Annotated in this window: 21 protein-coding genes and 1 pseudogene; 16 read left to right on the forward strand and 6 right to left on the reverse strand. The window is 42.5% G+C overall.

Annotation, left to right across the window (positions count from 1 at the left end):
• Window positions 1-23 precede the first annotated feature (23 nt).
• Window positions 24-941 (reverse strand): cysteine synthase CysM, encoded by a 918-nt coding sequence (gene cysM / locus LP107_RS02430; RefSeq protein WP_078275170.1) that lies wholly within the window; start codon window positions 939-941, stop codon window positions 24-26.
• A gap of 176 nt (window positions 942-1117) precedes the next feature.
• Here cysM and LP107_RS02435 point away from each other — a divergent pair, with 176 nt between their 5' ends.
• From LP107_RS02435 to LP107_RS02445, 3 genes are read left to right on the forward strand one after another with little or no spacing between them, the layout of a single operon-like run.
• Complete coding sequence (locus LP107_RS02435) at window positions 1118-4195, forward strand: ATP-binding protein (RefSeq protein ID WP_264675981.1); 3078 nt, start codon at window positions 1118-1120, stop codon at window positions 4193-4195.
• Between the two features lie 20 nt (window positions 4196-4215).
• Window positions 4216-4998 carry a crotonase/enoyl-CoA hydratase family protein gene (locus LP107_RS02440; protein ID WP_078275168.1) on the forward strand — a complete coding sequence of 261 codons (783 nt, stop codon included), beginning with the start codon at window positions 4216-4218 and terminating at the stop codon, window positions 4996-4998.
• Window positions 4989-5192, forward strand: coding sequence for a hypothetical protein (locus LP107_RS02445; protein ID WP_143821742.1), 204 nt, complete (start codon window positions 4989-4991; stop codon window positions 5190-5192). Before LP107_RS02440 ends, LP107_RS02445 begins: the two co-directional genes overlap by 10 nt.
• A 159-nt stretch (window positions 5193-5351) precedes the next feature.
• Here the strand turns inward: LP107_RS02445 and LP107_RS02450 are convergent, their stop codons facing one another.
• The 5 genes from LP107_RS02450 to LP107_RS02470 form a co-directional block, all read right to left on the reverse strand.
• Window positions 5352-6257 (reverse strand): LysR family transcriptional regulator, encoded by a 906-nt coding sequence (locus tag LP107_RS02450; protein ID WP_112741812.1) that lies wholly within the window; start codon window positions 6255-6257, stop codon window positions 5352-5354.
• 2 nt (window positions 6258-6259) lie between these two features.
• Complete coding sequence (locus LP107_RS02455; protein ID WP_264682806.1) at window positions 6260-9361, reverse strand: type I restriction endonuclease subunit R; 3102 nt, start codon at window positions 9359-9361, stop codon at window positions 6260-6262.
• Window positions 9362-9392: 31 nt separating this feature from the next.
• Window positions 9393-10454 carry a Fic family protein gene (locus LP107_RS02460; protein ID WP_264675979.1) on the reverse strand — a complete coding sequence of 354 codons (1062 nt, stop codon included), beginning with the start codon at window positions 10452-10454 and terminating at the stop codon, window positions 9393-9395.
• Window positions 10455-10602: 148 nt separating this feature from the next.
• Window positions 10603-11799 (reverse strand): restriction endonuclease subunit S, encoded by a 1197-nt coding sequence (locus LP107_RS02465; protein ID WP_264676746.1) that lies wholly within the window; start codon window positions 11797-11799, stop codon window positions 10603-10605.
• Window positions 11796-13340, reverse strand: a complete 1545-nt coding sequence (locus LP107_RS02470; protein ID WP_264675977.1) for a type I restriction-modification system subunit M — start codon at window positions 13338-13340, stop codon at window positions 11796-11798. Before LP107_RS02470 ends, LP107_RS02465 begins: the two co-directional genes overlap by 4 nt.
• A 232-nt stretch (window positions 13341-13572) precedes the next feature.
• Here LP107_RS02470 and LP107_RS02475 point away from each other — a divergent pair, with 232 nt between their 5' ends.
• From LP107_RS02475 to LP107_RS02535, 13 genes and pseudogenes are all read left to right on the forward strand, one after another.
• The gene (locus LP107_RS02475; RefSeq protein WP_264675976.1) at window positions 13573-13932 is read left to right on the forward strand and encodes an oxidoreductase; all 360 of its coding nucleotides are present in this window, start codon (window positions 13573-13575) and stop codon (window positions 13930-13932) included.
• Window positions 13838-14563: pseudogene (locus LP107_RS02480) on the forward strand (oxidoreductase). Before LP107_RS02475 ends, LP107_RS02480 begins: the two are co-directional and overlap by 95 nt.
• 39 nt (window positions 14564-14602) lie before the next feature.
• The gene (locus LP107_RS02485) at window positions 14603-15667 is read left to right on the forward strand and encodes a hypothetical protein (protein ID WP_264675975.1); all 1065 of its coding nucleotides are present in this window, start codon (window positions 14603-14605) and stop codon (window positions 15665-15667) included.
• A gap of 138 nt (window positions 15668-15805) precedes the next feature.
• Entirely contained in the window at window positions 15806-16324 is a 519-nt protein-coding gene (locus LP107_RS02490) for a nitroreductase family protein (protein WP_264675974.1), read from the forward strand.
• The gene (locus LP107_RS02495; RefSeq protein ID WP_264675973.1) at window positions 16273-16464 is read left to right on the forward strand and encodes a nitroreductase family protein; all 192 of its coding nucleotides are present in this window, start codon (window positions 16273-16275) and stop codon (window positions 16462-16464) included. Before LP107_RS02490 ends, LP107_RS02495 begins: the two co-directional genes overlap by 52 nt.
• A gap of 437 nt (window positions 16465-16901) precedes the next feature.
• Window positions 16902-18488: a peptide chain release factor 3 gene (locus tag LP107_RS02500; RefSeq protein ID WP_264675972.1), complete on the forward strand. Its 1587-nt coding sequence runs from the start codon at window positions 16902-16904 to the stop codon at window positions 18486-18488.
• 23 nt (window positions 18489-18511) lie between these two features.
• Window positions 18512-18961, forward strand: coding sequence for a putative toxin-antitoxin system toxin component, PIN family (locus tag LP107_RS02505; RefSeq protein WP_264675971.1), 450 nt, complete (start codon window positions 18512-18514; stop codon window positions 18959-18961).
• A complete protein-coding gene (locus tag LP107_RS02510; protein WP_078275158.1) occupies window positions 18930-19136 on the forward strand; it encodes a hypothetical protein in 207 nt (68 codons plus the stop codon). Before LP107_RS02505 ends, LP107_RS02510 begins: the two co-directional genes overlap by 32 nt.
• A gap of 108 nt (window positions 19137-19244) precedes the next feature.
• A complete protein-coding gene (locus LP107_RS02515) occupies window positions 19245-19751 on the forward strand; it encodes a hypothetical protein (RefSeq protein WP_078275157.1) in 507 nt (168 codons plus the stop codon).
• Entirely contained in the window at window positions 19748-20296 is a 549-nt protein-coding gene (locus LP107_RS02520) for a hypothetical protein (RefSeq protein ID WP_078275156.1), read from the forward strand. Before LP107_RS02515 ends, LP107_RS02520 begins: the two co-directional genes overlap by 4 nt.
• Window positions 20297-20328: 32 nt before the next feature.
• Entirely contained in the window at window positions 20329-21141 is an 813-nt protein-coding gene (locus LP107_RS02525; RefSeq protein ID WP_078275155.1) for a putative RNA methyltransferase, read from the forward strand.
• An 85-nt stretch (window positions 21142-21226) separates the two neighbouring features.
• A complete protein-coding gene (locus LP107_RS02530) occupies window positions 21227-21610 on the forward strand; it encodes a hypothetical protein (protein WP_208624066.1) in 384 nt (127 codons plus the stop codon).
• Window positions 21611-21659: 49 nt separating this feature from the next.
• On the forward strand, window positions 21660-21908 hold the full coding sequence (locus tag LP107_RS02535; RefSeq protein ID WP_208624067.1) for a hypothetical protein: 249 nt from the start codon (window positions 21660-21662) through the stop codon (window positions 21906-21908).
• The last annotated feature ends 8 nt before the right edge of the window (window positions 21909-21916 follow it).

A 21916-nucleotide genomic window follows, 5' to 3' on the forward strand; every position in this document is an offset into this window, starting at 1 on the left:
TCCTTAAAAATGAACCAATAAAATTAAACCCCAAACAGCCCTGTCGATAAGTATCTATCCCCCCTATCACAGACGATAAAGACAATGACGGCTTTGGGGTCATCTGCCTTGATTTGTTTGGCGATTTGGTGGCTTGCAAAGCCTGCCCCACCGCTTGACACCCCACAAAATATCCCTTCGGTGCGTGCCAATGCTCGCATATAATGTTCGGCATCTGTTTGGTTGATGTCCATAATCGTATCCACCCACGATTTGTCAAAAATCTTGGGTAAATATTCTGGCTCCCAACGGCGTATCCCTGCAATGTTTGAGCCGTCTGATGGTTGCAGACCGATGATTTGAATATCAGGGTTTTTTTCTTTTAAAAAGCGAGACACACCCATAATCGTCCCTGTCGTCCCCATACTGCTCACAAAATGGGTAATCCGTCCGCCTGTCTGCTCCCAAATCTCAGGGGCGGTGGTTTTGTAGTGGGCTTGCCAGTTGTCGTCATTGTTAAATTGGTCAAGCACAATCCCTTTGCCGTCCGCTTGCATTTGCAGCGCCATGTCCCGAGCCATTTCCATATTATCCGCTTCTATCAAGGTCGCCCCATAGGCACGCATGGCGTTTTTACGTTCTTGGGTGGAATTGGACGGCATGATAAGGGTCATCTTGTAGCCGAGCATGGCGGACACCATGGCAAGGGCAATACCTGTATTACCGCTTGTGGCTTCAATGAGCGTGTCACCTTGTTTGATTTGCCCACGTTTTTGGGCCTGGCTTATCATATTAAAAGCAGGGCGGTCTTTGACTGAGCCTGCAGGATTATTGCCTTCTAACTTGGCAAAGATATCAGCATTTACGTCCGTAGCAAGACGTGTCAGACGGACAAGGGGCGTGTTGCCAACGGTGTGGGATAGGGTGCGATTTAGGGCGTTTGGGGCGGTCAAATCAGTCATGGTTAGGTGGTCATCTATCTATTAAAATGGCGACATTATAGCACAAACGGATTTTTGCCGTTAAATTTACCAGTAAATTTGCCTTAAAAATCATCTTAAAACCCCCTAAATCAGCCCTAAAATTCACCTTGAAATTATGCTAAACTATGCCATCTGCCTGACAACATAGCCCACTCATGAAAAAAACCCCTTTTAACTTACGCAGTGCTTACGGGCAATTGGTCGCCCTTGTGTTTTTGCCGATAGTCATCTTGGCGATGGTTGGTGGGGTGCTTGTTTTTAAAGAGGTGCGAACGGCGAGCCTTGACAAGCAAGACGCTTTGGCATACAGTGCGTTGTTAAATTATGAAATGGTGCTGACCCGTCATTTTGCCCGTACAGAGGCGATGAGTGATGGTGCGTTGAGCGTGCCTGCTCTTGATGAGTTTTTTCATAAAATCTTGCCCAAGCAAGTGTACCGCATGGCGATTTTTGATGGGGATTATCGTTTGCTGGCCAGTCATGGCGGTTATGATGGCGACACGCCCTTTGAGGTGGGGCGACTGCTTGCCAAAGATAATGATTTTGAACGCCAAAAAACCACTTACGGCACAAGCTATGCCAGAGCGATGAGTTTTAATGGCGTGCCTTATTATGTTGTCGTGGAGATGGACAGCGAGCCTTTAACCATTACCAGTTATCGGGTGGTGCTTGCCCTTGCCATCACAGGACTGATTACACTACTTTTGCTACTGCTGATTTTAAATATTTATTCAAAACGCTGGATAGCACCAATTTATGAGATGCGGTTATTTTTACAAAAATTGACCACCGAGAATTTGGATAAACCCATCAAAGTAAACACCTCTGGCGAGTTCTCCCTACTACAACGGGACTTTGTCCAAGCCATGAGACGACTGTCAGCAAGTTTTAATGAGCTAAAAACCCACGCCAATGAGACCGAACAGGATTTACAGCACGCCCTAGATGAGATGGAAATGCAGACCATCTCCATTCGCAAGGCTCGGGATTTGGCGGTGTCATCTAGCCATGCCAAGTCGGCATTTTTGGCAAACATCAGTCATGAGTTACGCACACCTTTAAACAGCATTGACGGCTTTATCAACCTACTGGCTCGGCACGATGGTCGCCATGATGGTCGTAACGGTCTAAGTGCCGAGCAAAGCCTGTACGTCCAGACCATCAAAAAATCATCCGCCCATCTGCTCGCTTTGGTCAATGACGTGCTTGATTTTTCAAAATTAGAAGCGGACAAGCTCGTGCTAGACAGTCATGTATTTGACCTGTACTCTGCCATCTATGACGTGGTGGACATGCTCTCGCCCATGGCGCTAGAAAAGCACCTTAGGCTGTCTGTGCTGTTTTATAATGACGTGCCAAACCGTGTGACAGGTGACAGTCTGCGAGTCAAACAAATCCTAACCAATCTCGTTGGTAATGCCATCAAGTTCACTGATACAGGGGGCGTGGTGGTGCGTGTGGGTCTGTCCGATGACAATGATGGCTATCTAAACATCAGCGTTGAAGACACAGGCAAAGGCGTGTCCGATGATGACAAAGCGTCGCTGTTTAAAAGTTTTAGCCAAGGCGATTTGTCAGTGACCCGTCGTTATGGCGGAACGGGACTGGGACTTGTGATTAGTAAACAGCTGACCGAGCTGATGGGCGGAACGATAGGTTTTTATGACAATAACAGCGAAAACATCGCCAAGACAGGGGCGACGTTTTGGTTTGAAATGCCCGTTCATTCAGGCGGTGCAAGCGTGCAAGCTCCTGATGACGCAGATACCGATGATGATTTATACAGTCTAACAAAACTTGCCCCAACCAAACTGTTGGTGTGGATAAACCACGCCCCTGCCATCCAAGTGCTAAAAGCAACCTTGGCAGGGTCGGACGTGGACGTGCATTTTGCCATCGGCTTTGCCGATTTATTAGAACAACTGGACAAGACAGGGCATGGCTTTGACTGGGTGATTGTGGACTATTTTGGGCAGGACGCGTCCTTGGATGATGTCGGTGCCATCCTTCGCCAAATCCGCTCTCGCTATCAGGGCAAACTGTCCGCCTATGGCTATCAAGTGGGCATGGACAACACCCTACTGGACAAATACCAAACGCACGCACTCTACGAACCCATGAACAAACGCCAACTCATCGCCATGTTCGCCGATGACAAGCCCATGCAGGATACCCCCATCAGTAAATTCTCAGGTCATCGGGTGTTGGCAGTGGACGACCATCCGCCTAACCTGCTCGTGCTAGAAGCCTTGCTTGGCGAGCTTGACGTGGCAGTCATCACCGCCCATAATGGCTTTGATGCCATCGAGACCATGACCCGTGCCATCAGTATGGGCGAGCGGATTGATTTGATTTTTATGGACATTCAAATGCCCAGAATGTCAGGGTTAGAAGCGAGTATCCAAATCCGCAAAATCGAAGAGAGTCACAACCGCCCCCCCATCCCCATCATCGCCCTAACCGCCCACGGTCTGTCTGACGAAAAAGAGCGATTGGTGTCGGCAGGGCTTAGTGACTATGTCGGCAAGCCCATCGGGCATGAACAGTTGGTGCAGACGCTCTCACGCTGGCTTGGCGAGTCGGGCAGACCTGTGCTTGTCCCCACAGACGGCACGCCCAACTTTGCAGGTACGCCCTATGGCGAGATGAGCAAACTGACGGGCGATGACATGGATGATGGTACAGGCAAAGACACAAATAAAGGCATGGATAAAGGCGTGGATGACAATGGGTTGCCTCCCCAACAGAGCAAGCACGCCCATAAAGCTGATAAAGCCAAACCCACCCTGCTTGACATCGACTGGGCGGACGCATTGGCACGCTCTGCCAACAAAGACGACCTTGCCAAAACCTTACTCTCACTACTTATTGAGAGCAGCGAGAGCGAAAAGCTCGCTCTAGAACGAGCGTGGGCGGATAGAGATAGGGTCGCCCTTGCTGACATCACACATCGGTTGGTCGGGGGCAGTCGCTACACGGGCGTGCCACGCCTTAGAGACACGGCAGAAGACTTTGAACAAAAGTGCCGTGCCAATTTGGACGACACATCAGCAGGGCAATTCATCAGCATTCGCCCCAGTTACCGCTCACTCATCGATGCCCTAGAGAGCCTTGAAAATATTGACATCGAAGACTTTTTGGCAAATGGGGTAATAAACTCATCCGCCCCCGACCCGACGCCTAAGTCGGGCGGTCATGATGATGAAGACACCCTACCTTGGAAAATGGTTTAAAGCATAACAAAGGAGATCCCATGCAAACACTCACGCTAAGCCATGATAACCACACCGCCATCATTACCTTATCTCGCCCCCACAAAAAGAACGCCATGGACTTTGTGATGATGCAAGAGTTAATCAAGACCGCACGCCACATCAAGGCGGACAAATCGGTGCGTGCCGTCATCATCACGGGCGGGACGGATTTTTGTAGTGGACTGGACTTGGCGGTGTTTGGCTCACCCAAGAACATGATTTTTGCCACCAAAGAGCTGATAAAGCCAGCCCCTAGCTTGTTTCAAAAGGTGTGCCTAATTTGGCAGAGCCTACCTGTGCCAGTGATTGCCGTGGTCGATGGTGCGTGCCTTGGGGCAGGGTTACAGCTTGCCATGGGGGCGGATGTGCGTATCAGCCACCCATCGGCGACATGGTCGGTACTTGAAGCCAAATGGGGGCTGGTCGCTGACATGGGACTGACCCGTCTTGCCAGAGATATCGGTAAGGATAAGCTAAAAGAGCTTGCCATGTCTGCTCGCCTGCTTGATGCCCAGACCGCTTATGACTACGGACTCATCACTCATATAGATGATGAGCCGATGGCACGTGCCAAAGCCCTAGCCGATGAGATTGCCACTCGCTCGCCTGATGCGGTACTGGCAAGCAAACGCCTTATCAATCGCATGCACCCAAACGACCATCTGACTTTATACCAAGAAAAACTGTGGCAATTAAAGCTCTTTGCCAGTCATAACCGCAAACTTGCCATTAAAAAAGCCAAAGACATGGCGGTGGCGTTTCGGGATAGGCAGTGGGGTTAATCATCAACGCCAATATAACAGCAGATAGAAATTATCTACAAACAGTGGAAAGGGCGTGCCTGCCTTTTGTATTTGCAATGAAAAATGTCTGTTTAAAAAAGCAGGGGAATCGCCCGTTTTTCAAGGAAAAAAACGCAGGTTGTGAGTTTTTATCAAGCAAGTTTCTGGCGATGAAAAGCAATCTGACCACTTGACTGGGTAAATTTTAAGAGTTTTAACTTAATTTTTTTTAAATTAAGTGGTCGGATAGTCATTTTTCATGCAAAACATCATTTTACTTCTATAAAATTTCTAAACATTAAATTGTATTATAAAGGTTTGGCACGCCCCAATCAAATTCCACTAATATGCTATCAATGTTCAACACCCCCAATCACATCAAGCACAACCCCCCTAATCCACTGATGAGCAATGTCGTGATGCGTGCGTTCGTGCCACGTCATCATGATGGTAAAGCCGTCAATATTTATGGGCGGATTTTGCAGGCGGACGTTTGGCAGGGTTTGGGCAAGATGTTTGGGCAATACCGCCACCAAATCCGAGTCGTTCAAAAGCTGTGGCAACAGCGAGATGTGGTCAACCGACACCATCACTTTGCGTTTTCGCCCCAATTTTTGTAGGGCAATGTCGGTTGCTCCACTAAACTCACCACCATTGTACGACAGCATGGCAAAGGGCAATTCACAAAACTCATCAAGCGTCAAAGCGGTGTTTGCCATGGGGTGCGTTTTGCTCATCGTACAGACGTAGCTTTCTTTATACAGCAGGGTTTGGGGTATATCGCCTGTGATGTGGTGTTGCCCAACCAATGCCAAATCAATGGTATTTTTGTCAAGCAAAGTTTTGATATTTTGTCCTTGCACGGGCAATAAGGCGACTTTTACGTTCGGGGCGAGTCGTCTTAACCTTAAAATAAGGGGCAAAGCGATAATCTGCTGAACATAATCCATCGCCCCAATGCGTAGGGTCATGGACAAATTGGCAGGTTCTAGTTTGGGTGGGGCGAGCATGGAATTCACGTCCTGCAAGACACGCCGAGCGATATGCCCAAGCTCCAACGCCCTGTCGGTCGGCTGCATACCGTGCTGAACCCGTACAAATAAGGGGTCATTAAAACTTTCCCGCAAGCGATTTAAAATCCCGCTCATCGCAGGCTGGGTAACGGAGAGTCTTTGTGCCGAACGGCTGACATTGCATTCGTCTAATAATACGACAAAGGCTTTAAGTAAGTTTAAGTCGAGTTTACGAAGGTCGGTCATTATTACACTTCGCCCCCAATTCCTTTGAACTTCTCCACAAACGCCGCAATTTTCTGAAAAATAGTTTGTTTGGCGGTCAGATAATTGGGATTGAGTGGGCTCATTTTGGGCAATACCGCATTCAAATCCATACCATTTTCACTGGCATATTCTCGTTTTAACGAAGTCATCAAATAGCGTCTGGCAGCCTCCGTATTTAAATTATTTTCGCTAATAAGTTCATCGGCTTCGTGTTTTTGTTCGCTTTGGGCAAATTCATAAAACTCACCAATAATACTTGGCTTATCAGGAATGCTGTCCAAATCCGCTTGATTAATAAAATCCACCACCAAACCCTCTTTGGCACGATTACTGATACTTGCCCGAATGGTACGGCGAATTTCTTCTACCAATGCCGTCTTATCTTTGATTTTTTTGTGATGGTCAAAAGTAAGTTCCAAAATATAATCCAAATTAATCTCTTGTGATTTTAATAAATCCACTTCAAAAACCACATCGTCCCAATCAATTTGGATTTGATTTTGGTTTTCCGCCCCTTTTTGCTGACGAAGCCAATCACGAATGTCATTATAAGTAGAACGATAATCTTGCACCGCTCGCTCAGATGGCATTGGTATATTTTGCATGGTGGCAAAATCATCATCGCTTAATTGAAATTTGGTTTTAAATTCCATTACCGCAGTTTCATCATTCAAATCAACTGTTTGTATTTCTTTTAATGCGGTAAATTCATCATAATTTTGCAAAATATTTTCGGCACGCAAATACTCACCAAATAATTTGGCAAATTCTTTTTTGTCTTTTTCGGTTTCTATTTTTTCAGGATTGGGGAATCGTTCATTTAATTCCTTGACAACTTCCAAATAACCCCGCCGAGCCTCGCCTGTTTGGTTATCGGTATAGCCGTCCATATATTCTTGATAGCTTTTTTCCAATACCACATTTTTGGTATTTTTATCGCCAAATAAAGTAATGGCGTCAATGGTGGCTTGTTCTAAATCACGGAAAGTTACGATATTGCCAAAAGATTTGGTGGTATCATAAATACGATTGGTACGTGAATAGGCTTGTATCAAACCGTGATAACGCAAGTTTTTATCCACAAATAAAGTGTTTAAAGTCGGTGCATCAAATCCTGTTAAAAACATACCAACCACAATCAATAAATCAATGTCTTGATTTCTAACCCGTTTGGCTAAATCACGATAATAATTTTGAAATTCACGACTTTCTACGCTGTAATTGCTTTGAAATAGAGCGTTATAATCATTAATGGCGGACTGCAAAAATTCTTTGGCACTGCTATTCATTGCCGTTAATTCAAAGCCTTCATCTTCAATATCGCCAATCGCATCTTGGGCTTCATTGGCAGAAAATGAAAAAATGGTCGCTATTTTTAAAGGTTTTTCTTGCTCTTTTTGCAATTCTTTAAAAGCCTCATAATAGGCTTTGGCAGCATCAACTGAACTTACCGCAAACATTGCATTAAAGCCTTTGCCACCTGCATTCAAACGGTGGGTTTTGTGTTTAAAATTATCCAAAATATATTGGCTGATTTTGGTAATTCGCTCGGGGTGCAAAAGTGCTTGTTTGGTTTCAAATGCCGATAATTTCTTTAAATCTTGTTCGCTCTCGATGGATTTGAATTGTGGGCGAACATCATTATAATCCACTTTAAATTTTAAAACTTTTTCATCACGAATGGCATCGGTAATCACATAAGAATGAAGCTCTCGCCCAAAAACACTGGCGGTGGTTTCTGCACCCAAAGCATTTTGTGGAAAAATAGGCGTGCCCGTAAAACCAAATTGGCAAAACTTTTTGAATTTTTTATTTAAATTCTTTTGTGCTTCACCAAATTGTGAGCGATGACATTCATCAAAAATAAACACCACTTGTTTTTGATAAATTGGTAAATTCTCTTCCGATTTCATCAAATTATTGAGTTTTTGAATGGTGGTTACAATAATTTTATTATCGTCTTTTTCTATATTGCGTTTGAGTCTTGCGGTACTTTCTGAGCCATTCACACTATCAGGCGAAAAGCGTTGGTATTCTTTTATCGTTTGATCATCTAAATCTTTTCTATCCACCACAAAAAAGACTTTATCAATAAAGTCAAGCTCTGTCGCCAAACGAGCCGCCTTAAAACTGGTTAAAGTTTTGCCCGAACCTGTGGTATGCCAAATAAAACCACCACTCTCGGTATTGCTCCAATTCTTGCTTTGTGCCGAACTTTGAATTTTCCACAAAATGCGTTCTACGGCGGCAATTTGATAAGGTCGCATAATTAGTAGCGTATCACTAACATCAAACACCGAATAATTTAATAGCACATTTAATAATGTATTTTTTTGAAAAAAAGTGGCGGTAAAATCCTTTAAGTCTTTAATTAGTGTATTATCCGAGCGAGCCCAATTCATTGTAAAATCAAAGCTGTTTTTATCGCGTTTGGTGGTATTGGCAAAATAACGGGTATCTGTGCCATTACTAATGACAAAAATTTGTAAGAATTTAAATAACGAATTATCCGAATTAAAACTCTCTTTGCTATAACGATGCACCTGATTAAAGGCTTCACGAATGGCAACGCCTCGTTTTTTAAGTTCAATTTGAATCAAAGGCAAGCCATTGACCAAAATGGTAACATCATAGCGGTTTTCGTGATTGCCTGTTTGTTCAAATTGATTGATGACTTGTACAAAATTACGGGCAATGTTCTTTTTGTCCAGCAAATAAATGTTTTGGATATGCTCATCATCAAAGACAAAATCACAAATATAATCATCGTGAATTTTACGGGTTTTTTGGATAATATTTTCGGACGGCACATCCAAATATTCCAAGGCAAAACGCCCCCATTCTTTGTCCGAAAAAGCCATTTGATTGAGCTTTTGTAATTGTTCACGCACATTTGCCAATAGTTTGGCTTGACTATTTAAATCACGGCGATATTCATAACCCTGATTGATTAAATCTTCAATCAATTCTTTTTCCAAAGCACTTTCGCTTTGATAACTGGCACCCGATTGGTCAATTTTTTCGTATTTGTCCAAAACAATAAAATGATTGGTTTCGGTAATGGGGGTGGTTTGGGTGGTCATCTTTATTCCTATTTTTGGCAACATATAAAATTTAATTGCGATTTAAAAACAAATTAAACAAAGGTCTATTAATATAATACGCACTGCGTCCAATCTTCTCTTTTTCCAATAAACCAATTTCCACCAGTTCATCCAAATATTTACTGGCAGTTTTGCGAGTTACCTTTAAATCATTCATCACAAATTCAATTTTTGTATAAGGGTGATTGAATAGGTTATTAAGTAACTCCTGTTGGTATATTTTTGGTTTTTCTGTACGCATTTTGTGTTTATAAATCTGAATTAATGCTTTGATTTCTTTGACCAATTCAATGGTGGAGATGGCTGTTTTTTCTACACCATCTAGCATATACAACAGCCAATTTTCCCAATTCCCTGTATCTCTAACCTCTTGGATATATTGATAATATTCGGATTTGTGATGGATTAAATAATGACTCAAATATAAAACAGGCAAATCCAATAACCCCTGCATAACCAAATAAAGCATATTTAAAATACGCCCTGTACGACCGTTTCCGTCATAAAATGGATGAATACTTTCAAATTGATGATGAATAATAGCCATTTTAATCAAAGGGTCTAGCTCGCTTAATGAATTATCATTGATAAATTCAACCAAATTTGCCATTAAACTGACAATTTCATCAGGGTGTTGTGGCGGTGTATAAATGATATTGCCAAAACTGTCTTTTAATGTTGTGCCAGAGACCTTGCGAAAGCCCGCCTTATTTCTTTCTAGCAATTGCTGTATGTATAAAATATCATTTAAGCGAATGATTTTATTTGTGCGCACCTCAAAAAAACCAAAAAGCAAAGCCTCGCGATAATTTTGCACTTCTTTGGTCGCAAGATTGATGTTATCTTGTGTAATGTCTGATTTAAACAAATCATCGTGCGTAGTAACAATATTTTCAATTTCGGAACTATGTTTGGCTTCTTGCAAGGCGAGCGTATTGATTAAAATTGCTTCATTGGGAATGGACAGCACCACCCCTTTGAGCTCTGCCAAGTAACGGTTTGCTGATGCCACCTTCTTTAGCACAGCTTTGGTTTCAAGATTTTCCAGCTCCAAAAAGGGAAGAAATTGCATATTTTTACCTATATGACTGTCAATGTGGGTAAATTTTTGGATTTTTTACTCAAAAGCCCTATTATATGGGTAAAAAATCGCATTTTCTACCCATATTGGTAAAATGTGGGTAAATTTTTGGATTTTTGACCCGTATCAAAAAAATCAGTCAAGCAAAATCAAGCAACAACTCCCGATAATATTCATATTGCTTTTGACGCAGTTCAATTTCACGGGGCAAACCCTCAGAAATCGAGTGGATAAGTGTGTCAAATTTATCCAAAATGGCGACAATTTGGGTTTGGGTTTCTAGTGGTGGGAGTGGGATTTGAAATTCTTTTAACAACTTATCAGATATGGCGGGGTAAGCCGAACCACTCTGATTATTTTCAAGGTATGTTTGAAAACCCAAAGTTTTTAAATTAAAATATATCCATTCAGGCAAAACTTCACCTTCGTTTGCTCTCAAAACACAATATCCCGTGCTTGCAATTTGTTTATCAAATTCATCTGGAATAATTGTTAAACGCATTTGTGTTGGGCGAGTTGTTGCAAAAATAACATCATTTTTTTGAACAACTTTTTGTGCTCTACTTGGTGCACTGTTTGCATTGATTTCTATGGTTTCAATAATTTGATTATTCTCTCTATCAACAGATGTTAAATCAATATATTGATATGAATTTAAATTATCTTTCCATTTGATATTTTGGGTTTTTGAAGTAATATCCCCCAAGCTTTTCCATTCTACATTAATACCCTTTGCAAACGGATTGTTTAAATTATCAAAATCCAATAATAAATCACGGTAGTATTGATATTGCTTTTGTCTTAGTGTATGCTCGGCGGTTAGCTCGGCGGTTACGGCGGTAAATGCGTCCAAAATTTGGACGATTTTACGTTGCGCTTCCAGTGGGGGAATGGGGATTGGAATTTCCAGCATTTTTGCTTTTGTGAGCTTCGCCCTCCCACTCCCTGTTAAGTACGGTATAAAATTCATTTGACGTAAATAATGAAATAAAAATCTATTATTCAATTCTTCCTTTCCACAAACAACATGAACATGATTGTTTGCCCAAAATTTTCCAGTTGCCCATTGAACTGAATAATTTTCGAGACTCGCTGAACCATCTTCAGCAATCAATACATACTCTCCATTATGAGTATATCCATCAACATAATCTTGAATATTATTTGCTCCATAGTAAGGAATATCCCCAGAAACTCGCAGAGCTGCTTTTACGGGCTTTCTCAAATTATCCGCAACTTCTGTTACCTCTCCCAACGTCTTCCATTCCACGGCTTCGGCATGGCGGGCAAGTATGCCTGCGTTGATGAGTTTTTCCATAATCGGATTGGTTTTCATGCTTCAATCTCCGCAATAATATCATCAATACTTTGGCGTAAAGTGGTAATTTTACTTACCGTTTGGCGAATTTCTTCATTTAATAGCGTAATATCAATCACTTCTCTGGTATCTTCTGCTTCTACATAGCTGGACACAGAAAGATTATAATCATTTTCGGCAATTTGGTTGCTGTCAATATTGGCACTAAAATGGGCGATTTCGCTTTTGTCGGCAAAGATTTGTAAAATTTGAGCGATATGCTCATCGGTCAAAATATTATTATTGGTTTCTTTTTTGAATAATTTGCTGGCATCAATAAATTGAATTTGGTTACTTGTTTTGTGTTTGGATAATACCAAAATATTCACCGCAATGCTTGTACCAAAAAATAAATTGGGCGCAAGGGCAATCACGGTTTCTACAAAATTATTATCAACTAAGTATTTGCGGATTTTTGCTTCCGCCCCGCCACGATAAAAAATCCCTGGAAAAGTAACAATTGCCGCCCGCCCTTTGGCAGATAAATAATTTAGGGCGTGCATAATAAAGGCAAAATCGGCTTTTGATTTGGGAGCGAGTACGCCAGCAGGGGCAAAACGGTCATCATTGATTAAGGTGGGGTCGCCCGAGCCAATCCAATTAATCGAATAAGGCGGATTGGACACAATCGCATCAAAAGGTTTGCCATCAATAAATTGGGGCGAAAGTAGGGTATCGCCCAATGCAATTTCAAACTTGTCGTAATTGATATTGTGCAAAAACATATTCATACGGGCAAGGTTATAAGTGGTGTGGTTAATCTCTTGCCCAAAAAATCCGTCTTCAATAATGTGTTCGTCAAATTGTTTTTTGGCTTGTAATAATAATGAGCCAGAACCACAAGCAGGGTCATAGATTTTATTAATACTGGTTTGACCGTGTAAAGCCAATTGGGCAATTAATTTAGAAACATTTTGTGGGGTAAAAAATTCACCGCCCGATTTGCCTGCATTGGCAGCATAATTGGAAATCAAAAATTCATAAGCATCGCCAAACAAATCAATTTGATTGTTTTTAAAATCGCCAAAATCCAATTCCGCCACACCCTTTAAGACAGATGCTAGGCGTTTGTTTTTATCGGCAACGGTATTGCCCAGACGGTTTGATGTGGTATCAAAATCAGCAAACAAGCCTTTGATGTCGCGTTCAGAATCAAAGCCATTGGCGGACGATTCAATGGCATCAAAAATGGCTTTTAAATCGGTGTTAAGATTGGGATTGTCGTTGGCATTTTTGGCGACATTTTCAAATAATTGGCTAGGATAAATAAAATAGCCTTTGGTTTTTATGGTGTCTTCTTTGATTTGTGCCAAAATCGAGCTATCATCTGGAAAGCTGGCATAATGAACGCCATCGTCGCCTGCTTCAATATAGGCAGAAAAATTTTCGCTGATAAAGCGATAAAATAAAGCACCTAAAACATATTGTTTAAAGTCCCAACCGTCAATAGAGCCTCGTACTTCGTTGGCGATTTGCCAAATACGGCGGTGCAGTTCGACGCGTTGCTGTTGTGCGGTCATTGTTTTTCCTTGCTTGCGTAAAAGGTAATATAGGCAGTTAAATGCTTTTGCCACTATCAATGAGCATTATATCTAACTATCAAAATAATCAATTTGAAATGATACCATATTTTCTCTAAAATATCAGCATTTTAAACCGAGTAAGAGACGAACAATGGCAAAAATCCGCAACCTTTTTACCTCCTTTTCCCTTAAAAACCTTGACCTCAAAAACCGCGTGGTAATGCCGCCAATGTGCCAATATTCCGTCACAGATGGCGTGCCAAACGACTGGCATTTGGTGCATTACACCAGCCGTGCCATTGGTGGCGTGGGTCTCATTATCGTGGAGATGACCAATGTCGCCCCAAATGGTCGCATCACACCGAACTGCTTGGGTCTTTGGAATGATGAACAAAAAGACGCATTCAAAAAAATCGTGGACAGCGTACATTCTCACGGAGCAAAAATTGCCGTGCAAATCGCCCACGCAGGTCGCAAAGCCCAAGATGAACCCAATGCCGTTGCCCCAAGCCCCAAGCCCCATTCATTATGGCGAGTTAGATTATGCAGGGCAAAATTTGATTACGCCAAAAGAGCTGACCACCGATGAAGTCAAAGAGTTGGTTGGGGCGTTTGCCAATTCGGTCAAAAGAGCGGTGGACGCAGGTTTTGATGCGATTGAACTGCACGGAGCTCACGGTTATTTGATTCATCAATTTTATTCGCCAAAATCCAATACTCGCACCGATGAATACGGTCAAGACAAAGCCTTGTTTGGCGTGGAAGTGATTGCTGCCGCTAAAAAAGTAATGCTTGCCGATATGCCCTTAATCGTGCGAATTTCCGCCCAAGAATACGGCAAAGACGGCTTTGACAGCGATTATGGCGTGGAAATTGCCAAATGATTTTCTGACGCAGGGGCGGATATGTTTGATGTCAGCGGTGGTGGCGATGGCGTACTCCACAAGGGCAATCACCCTGAATTTTATGCAGGCTATCAAGTGGATTTGGCCAGGAAAGTCAAACACGCAACTAACAAGCCCGTGATTGCGGTCGGTATGCTGGACAATGTGGCGGTAGCTGACCATATTTTGGGCGTGGGTGATGCCGATTTGGTGGCGGTTGGTCGTGGGCTTTTGCGAGACCCGTATTGGGTGCTAAATGCTCAATATCAGCAAAATGGGGCGGACAGTAGCGAAATGCAGTTTGTGCCAAGACAGTATGTGCGTGGGTTTATGTAATTGTTCTTGATGAAAATACCATTCAAATGAGAGATTTGAATGGTATTTTTTTATGAAATGCACTACAATATTTTATTATTAAATTTGGTTTTAACTAAAATAAAAGGGAAAACGATGACTTACACACCCATTTTAATACTGTCATTGCTACCTATATTGGCATTTGCCGAAATGTCTGCCGAACAAGCCCGTGCAGAACGCGAACGCCAATGGCAAGCCGAATATGAACGCGAAATGGCGAAACAATTCCCAACCTTGCAGCAAGAAGCCACTTTGGCAGGCATAACCATGCCCGCAGGTACGAAATTGGGATTGTTGAGCAAACACAGCGTTGGCGAAGAAGCGGTTAAACCCGAATATTTTGAAACAGCCGAATTCCCACAAGCAGTTATGTGGCAGGGTTTACTATTGAAATCGATTAATCGCCGTTTGCAAAGTTCGCATTGTTTTGAACGGCACAATTTTGATTTTGAAGTGTGCAAAACGCTGCCTGAAAAAGAGCGTGAAACCCAAATTCATTGGGGTTGGTATTTAGATACCGTATTGGCAGAACCAAGTAAAATCAACGGTTTCATCTGCAAAGACGAAGTACATTGGAAACGCCCCGAAATCCTAAAACCGTACCCAATGGACAAAGTGCCGAACATCTCTGCCGAGCAGCCCGCGCCTGAATTTGTGTTTGATATGTGCGTGTTGGCAGAAGGTAATGAATTTCAAAGTAAAAATGGCGAATTGAGTTTCAGGCTGCCTGAAAAAAGCCGCATTTTCCGCACGCGTTTTATGGGTAACAGTTTGCCAGATATGTGGACAGGCAATGATTATGGCGATACTTTGTCTTTTAATTTATTTGATTTAGAAACAATGAGCAATTGGTATTTGAATTTGCAAAGTCGCGATTTGTATGCCGTATCGGGGACGATTGTGAAAAATACGCCAACTTGCCCGATTGAGCCACAATCTTATGTGGAATGGCATGCCAGCCAGCCTGAAACGCTGAAAGTTTACAGCAAAACGCCTGTTTCACAATGCGGCAGATTCAAAATTGAACAGCTGAAAAATCCGCCACAAGAAATAGAATTGGAATTTTTGCATTTGGAAGTATGATGAATTATTTTTAAATGGTCTAAATTCCGCTTATCATCTATACTTAATACCTACCTATAAAACTATCAATTATTCATAATAACTCAAATCTTTTATAATACGCTCCAATTTTCAAAATCCTTAATTTTGGAGCGATTTATGACCATTTTTAGCAAAGATGACCTAATTAGTGCCTTTCATCGTCGTGCGTCTACCCGTTCGTATGACGGCAATAAGAAAATCCCTGCCGATGAGTTTAATACCATTTTGGAACTTGGGCGTTTGTCGCCAAGCTCGGTAGGCTCTGAGCCTTGGCAATTTTTGGTGTTACAAAACCACGACCTACGCCAAAAACTAAAATCCTATGCGTGGGGCATTCCCACGATGGAAACCGCCAGCCACATTGTCGCCATTCTTGCCAAGAAAAACGCCCGTTATGACACGCCCTATTTTGGCGAAATTATGGACAGACGGGGCTTGCAAGGCGATGACCGTGTGAAAATTATGGAAGTTTATAAAAAATTCCAAAGTGAGGACATCGCCATTTTGGATTCTGATCGCAGTTTATTTGACTGGGCAAACAAACAAACCTACATCGCCCTTGCCAATATGATGACGGGGCAGCAATGCTTGGCATTGACAGTTGTCCGATTGAAGGCTTTGATTATAAAGAAGTGAACCGTATTTTGGCAGAAGAAGGTTTATTTGACCCTGCCGAATGGGGCGTGTCGGTAATGGTAACTTTTGGCTATCGTGATAAAGAAATCAAACCAAAAGCACGCAAGACTTTTGAACAAGTTGTGAAGTTTGTGGAATAAATTTTGATAAAAACACCGCCCAAAAAAATGAACCAACCCCAAAGCTCGCCACTCTAGCCTTGAGCAGGTTTTATTTTTGGCAGTAGTCTAAAAAGTATGCCAAACTAGGTTTTCCGTTCGCCACAAGCTTGCCTGCGAGTCGGTTTCCGTCATGGGCAGGCATAGCTTACCACGAACGGTTTTTCTTGTAGCATCCTTTTTGAACCAGAACCTTATTTTTATATTTATCTTTGCTTTTAATTCTTATGCTACCACAAAACCCACTTCATTTTGAACCGCACCCCAAAGGTTGGTATTTGAGTATCTAACTTTTGGGGTGCGGTTGTTTTTTGTGTATTAAGAAAGTGTATTTTGATATATAATATGCCAAATTTTATCCCGTTTAACTCAAAATATATTTGTACATAAACGTGTACATAATTCATAAAAGGCAAGAAATGACAACCAATTTAACCAACCAAATCAAGGCTCGTAGAACATTCGCCATCATCTCACACCCTGACGCAGGTAAAACCACCATGACCGAAAAGCTCCTACTGTGGGGCAAGGCAATCCAAGTCGCTGGCGAGGTGCGTGGGCGTAAAGCCGACCGCCACGCGACATCCGACTGGATGAGCATGGAGCAGGAGCGTGGTATCTCTATCACGACATCAGTCATGCAATTTCCCTATAAAAATCATGTGGTTAATCTACTAGATACCCCTGGACATGCCGACTTTTCAGAAGACACTTACCGCACGCTCACCGCCGTTGATAGTGCGTTAATGGTCATTGACGGAGCCAAAGGCGTGGAAGAGCGGACGATTAAGCTCATGGAAGTGTGCCGTATGCGTGATACGCCCATTATTTCATTTGTTAATAAACTTGACCGTGAAATCCAAAATCCGCTTGCCCTGCTTGATGAGATTGAAAGCGTCCTAAAAATCAAATGCGTGCCGTTTGCTTATCCTATTGGCATGGGGCAGGATTTTGTGGGGGTGTATAGTTTTGTGGATAACAAGACTTATTTTTATAAAAAAGGCTTTGGCTCACAAATCACGGATATCGAGAGCCGAGACGGTTACGACCATGCCGACATCAAGGAGCGACTTGGGCAGATTTTGTGGGATGAGTTTATGGACAATATCGAGCTTGCTGAGATGGCGTACGAAGACTGGGACGTGGATGAGTTTTTGGCAGGACGACAAACACCTGTTTTGTTCGGTACGGCGTTGGGTAACTTTGGCGTAAACATGATTTTGGACGTTTTAACAAAATACGCCCCACCGCCAAAAGACCACGATGCGGTGGAGCGATTGGTAAAAGCGGACGAGCCAAATTTCACAGGCTTTGTCTTTAAAATTCAAGCCAATATGGACCCCAAACACCGAGACCGTGTCGCCTTTATGCGGATTTGTTCGGGCAAATACGAACGGGGAATGAAAATGAACCACGTGCGTATTGGCAAAGAAGTGCGAGTGTCGGACGCACTCATGTTCCTAGCGGGCGACCGTGAAGCATTGGACGAAGCGTACGCTGGCGACATCATCGGCTTGCACAATCACGGCACAATCCAGATTGGCGATAGCTTTACCAGTGGTGAGACCTTAAACTTTACAGGCATTCCGCACTTTGCCCCCGAGCTGTTTCGCCGTGTGGTGCTAAAAGACCCTTTAAAATCCAAAGCCCTACAAAAAGGCTTGCAACAGCTCTCCGAAGAAGGAGCAACGCAAGTCTTTATGCCCCAAATCAATAATGATTTGATTTTGGGGGCGGTGGGCGTGTTGCAATTTGAAGTAGTGGCACATCGTTTGCTAGAAGAATATAAGGTGCAATGCACCTTTGAGCCGATTTCTATCGCCACCGTGCGTTGGGTGCATTGTGATGACAAAGTGGCGTTTGAAAAGTTTAAGAAAAAAGCCCACGACCAGTTGTCTATTGACGGCGGTGGTTATTTGACTTATCTTGCTCCCAGTCGTGTCAATTTGCAGTTAATGCAAGAGCGGTATCCTGAGGTGGAGTTTCGGGCGACCAGGGAGCATTGATTTTAGATTAATGTGGAATTATAATGAAAGTTGTCTTGGATACCAATATTTTGGTGGGGGCGTGTTTGGGGTCTTATCACGCCAACCGCCTAATTAAAGCCTGCTTAAAAGGCGAATTTATACCGATTATTGGTGTGGTGTTATTGGCAGAATATGAAGATGTTTTGGCTCGTGATGATATATTTGCCAAAAGTAAATTATCATTAGATGAACGCAATGAAATTTTAAATGCGTTATTATCCGTTTGTGAATGGGTGCGTATTTTTTATTTGTGGCGACCCAATTTAAAAGATGAAGGCGATAATCATTTGATAGAATTGGCGGTTGCAGGTAATGCCAATATTATTGTCAGTCATAATCAAAAAGATTTTCGCCAAAATGAGTTGAATTTTGGCATTCAAATTTTAACACCAGAACAATTATTGCAATTAAGGAGTTATAATGACGACATTAACACTTCAAGTCAGCAATGACAAACACGAACGCCTAAGCGTGATTGCCAATGAGCAAGGACTGAGTGTTGCTCGCTTAATAGACGAAACAATGTCTAATGTGCTTGCCGAATATGAAGCAAAAAAACGCTTTGAAAACAGAGCCAAACAAGGCGATATTAAAAGAGCATTGGAGCTTTTGGATAAGGCGTTATGATTGATTTTCTAATTTGCCCTAAGTTGTGTCAATTTGCAGTTAATGCAAGAGCGGTATCCCGAGGTGGCGTTTAGAAGTACGAGGGAGCATTGATTTTAGGTGGATAGCATGAAAAACGATAAACAAATAATTCATTATGTTTTTTTCATTGCTGTTTTGGCTTTTGTGCTACCCATTATGATTTATAACTTGATAGATGGGGTTAAAAATTCTGAGTTTCACGCCCCTATCAAATTGGATTATGATAAAAAGCAAGCCGAATTGCAACACATCTTAGATGCGGTCACAATCGGCTTGCCCCCATTTGATAAACGAGATGACCATAAAAAGACCAGTGCACAATCCATTTCTATCGCCTATCATTACCATAATCCCAAAACAAGCGATATTGAAACATTGCTAGAAAATATTCAAAAAATTTCCGATGATGTTGAATTATCGGAATATAGTACCGCCAAGCATTCTTTTTACAGACGGTTTTGTGTGGGAGAAAACGAAATATCGGTAGGTGATTATAATTTTGATAATTTATATCATATAAGGTTGTATGTCAGTTTTTATAAATATGATGATTGTCGGCGTTGGGTTTATGAAAATAATAAGAAACAAGAATGAAAATTTTACCCTTTAACTTGCAAAAACCTTTCTTTACACTTCTGTTAGAACAAGGCTCATTGTCCGACTTTGAAACTTGGGTGTATAACGAACCAAGTTTGGAAAAGTATTTAATTCCTGATGATTATTTGGCGTTAATCAGTCTTGATTTTAAAGACAAAAGAAGTATTATTGAGATTGAAAAGTTAAGCATTCCCTATCTGGATTATTCAAAATATTATAGCAAAACTTTAATAGATGTCTTATTATCCTTAATCAATCAACCCAATGACTTAGAAAAATTAGCAACAATTTATAATTGGTATTGTCAAGGCTATACATTTTTGAGAGAATTGGCAACAAAATATGGGTTGTATGCGGAATTGTATTTTTGGGGAGAAGAGCATTATGGTGAATTTTCAGAGATTGAGTTAAATAAAATTAAACAACAAGCCACCCAAATTTATAATGAGTTAATCAATGGTCAAATCGTCTTATTAAACCCACCAAGTTATGATGACGATAAAGAATTTTATCAAGAGTTTAAAACCACCAACCGCCCATAAAACAAATAACACAACCAATATTAATAAAACCTATGCTCATCTGCCCCATTTGCCACACCGACTTAAACTTACAAGGCAAAACCTACACCTGCCAAAACCGCCACAGCTATGACATCAGCAAGAACGGCTATGTCAATTTGCACGTGGTTCAACACAAAAACAGCCACAGTGCAGGCGATACGCCAACATCGGTACAGGCTCGCAGACGCTTTTTGGCGAGCGGATTTTATGAGCCACTTCGCACCAAAATCAGCCAAGTGATTGCTGACCTATCGCCCAAAGCGATACTAGACATCGGCTGTGGCGAAGGCTATTACACCGCTGGCATGACACGCTCTGCCCAAGTTATCGGGCTTGACATTGCCAAAACCGCCATTATGACAGCGTCTAGAACGTATAAAAACACCGACATCGGCAAACACATCACTTGGGTGGTGGGTACAGGGGCGGTGTTGCCTGTGGCGGACGAGTGTGTGGATATTTGTACGAGCCTATTTAGCCCCTTGCCAAAGTCCGAGATGTTAAGGGTGTTAAAATCAGATGGGTCTTTGCTGGTTGCCACGCCTGCCCCCATGCACCTATATGCCATGCGTGAGAAGCTCTTTGACACCGTCAATCCGCACAACCCTGCCAAATTTATCGCAGAATTGTCGCCCGAGTTTACCCTTGTCAATGAATGGCAAATAGACGCTGATTTATGCCTTGATAACCAAAGCCTAAATGATTTGATAGACATGACCCCTTATACTTATAAAGCCAAACTTGAGCGTAAAACGGCGTTAAAAGCACAGGATAAGTTTGATGTTAGGGCAAGTTTTTGTGTGTATTTATTTAAAAGGGCATAAGTTTCTCAAATGACGATTTTTGTACAAGGAGTTGCTTTTTTGACTGCTTGGATTATAATGATTATTATTTTATTGAGACATATGTATGAAATCCTTATTGTCCATTTCCATTATCGCCTTGTTGTCTTTATTCGCCTGCACCACATCCATTTCCCAAAATACAAACCCAAATGCAAATACAAATAAGCTTGCCACAACCACCACGCCCAGCTCTTTAACGTTTAGTCCCAACAATTACAAAACCATCACCCAAGACGACCAAAGCCTTGTCGTGCGTGCGTTTGAAAATACCCCCTATGTGGCAAACCCTACCGAGCCTGATTATCAAGTGATGAACGTCTATATCCCCGAGTCGTATTTTACAGGCGACAGCATTAACGGCTACACGGCAGACACCGCCCCGATATTTTTCCCCAATGGCGTGGGCGGATATATGCCCGCCAAGCCGATGACCGCCGAGAGAGAGTAGGGCAGGGCGAGACGGTACGCCAAGACCAAACAGTGCACTTGCCACTCTCATGCGTGGCTATGTCGTGGCAAGTGCAGGGGCTAGGGGGCGGACACTCGGCACAGACGGCAACCACACGGGCAAAGCTCCGTCTGTCATCGTGGATTTAAAATCCGCCATTGCCTATCTCAAAGCCAATGACACGCTCATGGCAGGGCGAGCCGACCGTATTATCGCCAATGGCACGTCCGCAGGCGGGGTGATGTCGCTACTTTTAGGGGCAAGTGGCAATAGCATGGATTATCACGCCGAATTGTAAAAAACAGG

The sequence above is a fragment of the Moraxella bovis genome (assembly GCF_025985205.1).
Classification (GTDB): domain Bacteria; phylum Pseudomonadota; class Gammaproteobacteria; order Pseudomonadales; family Moraxellaceae; genus Moraxella; species Moraxella bovis.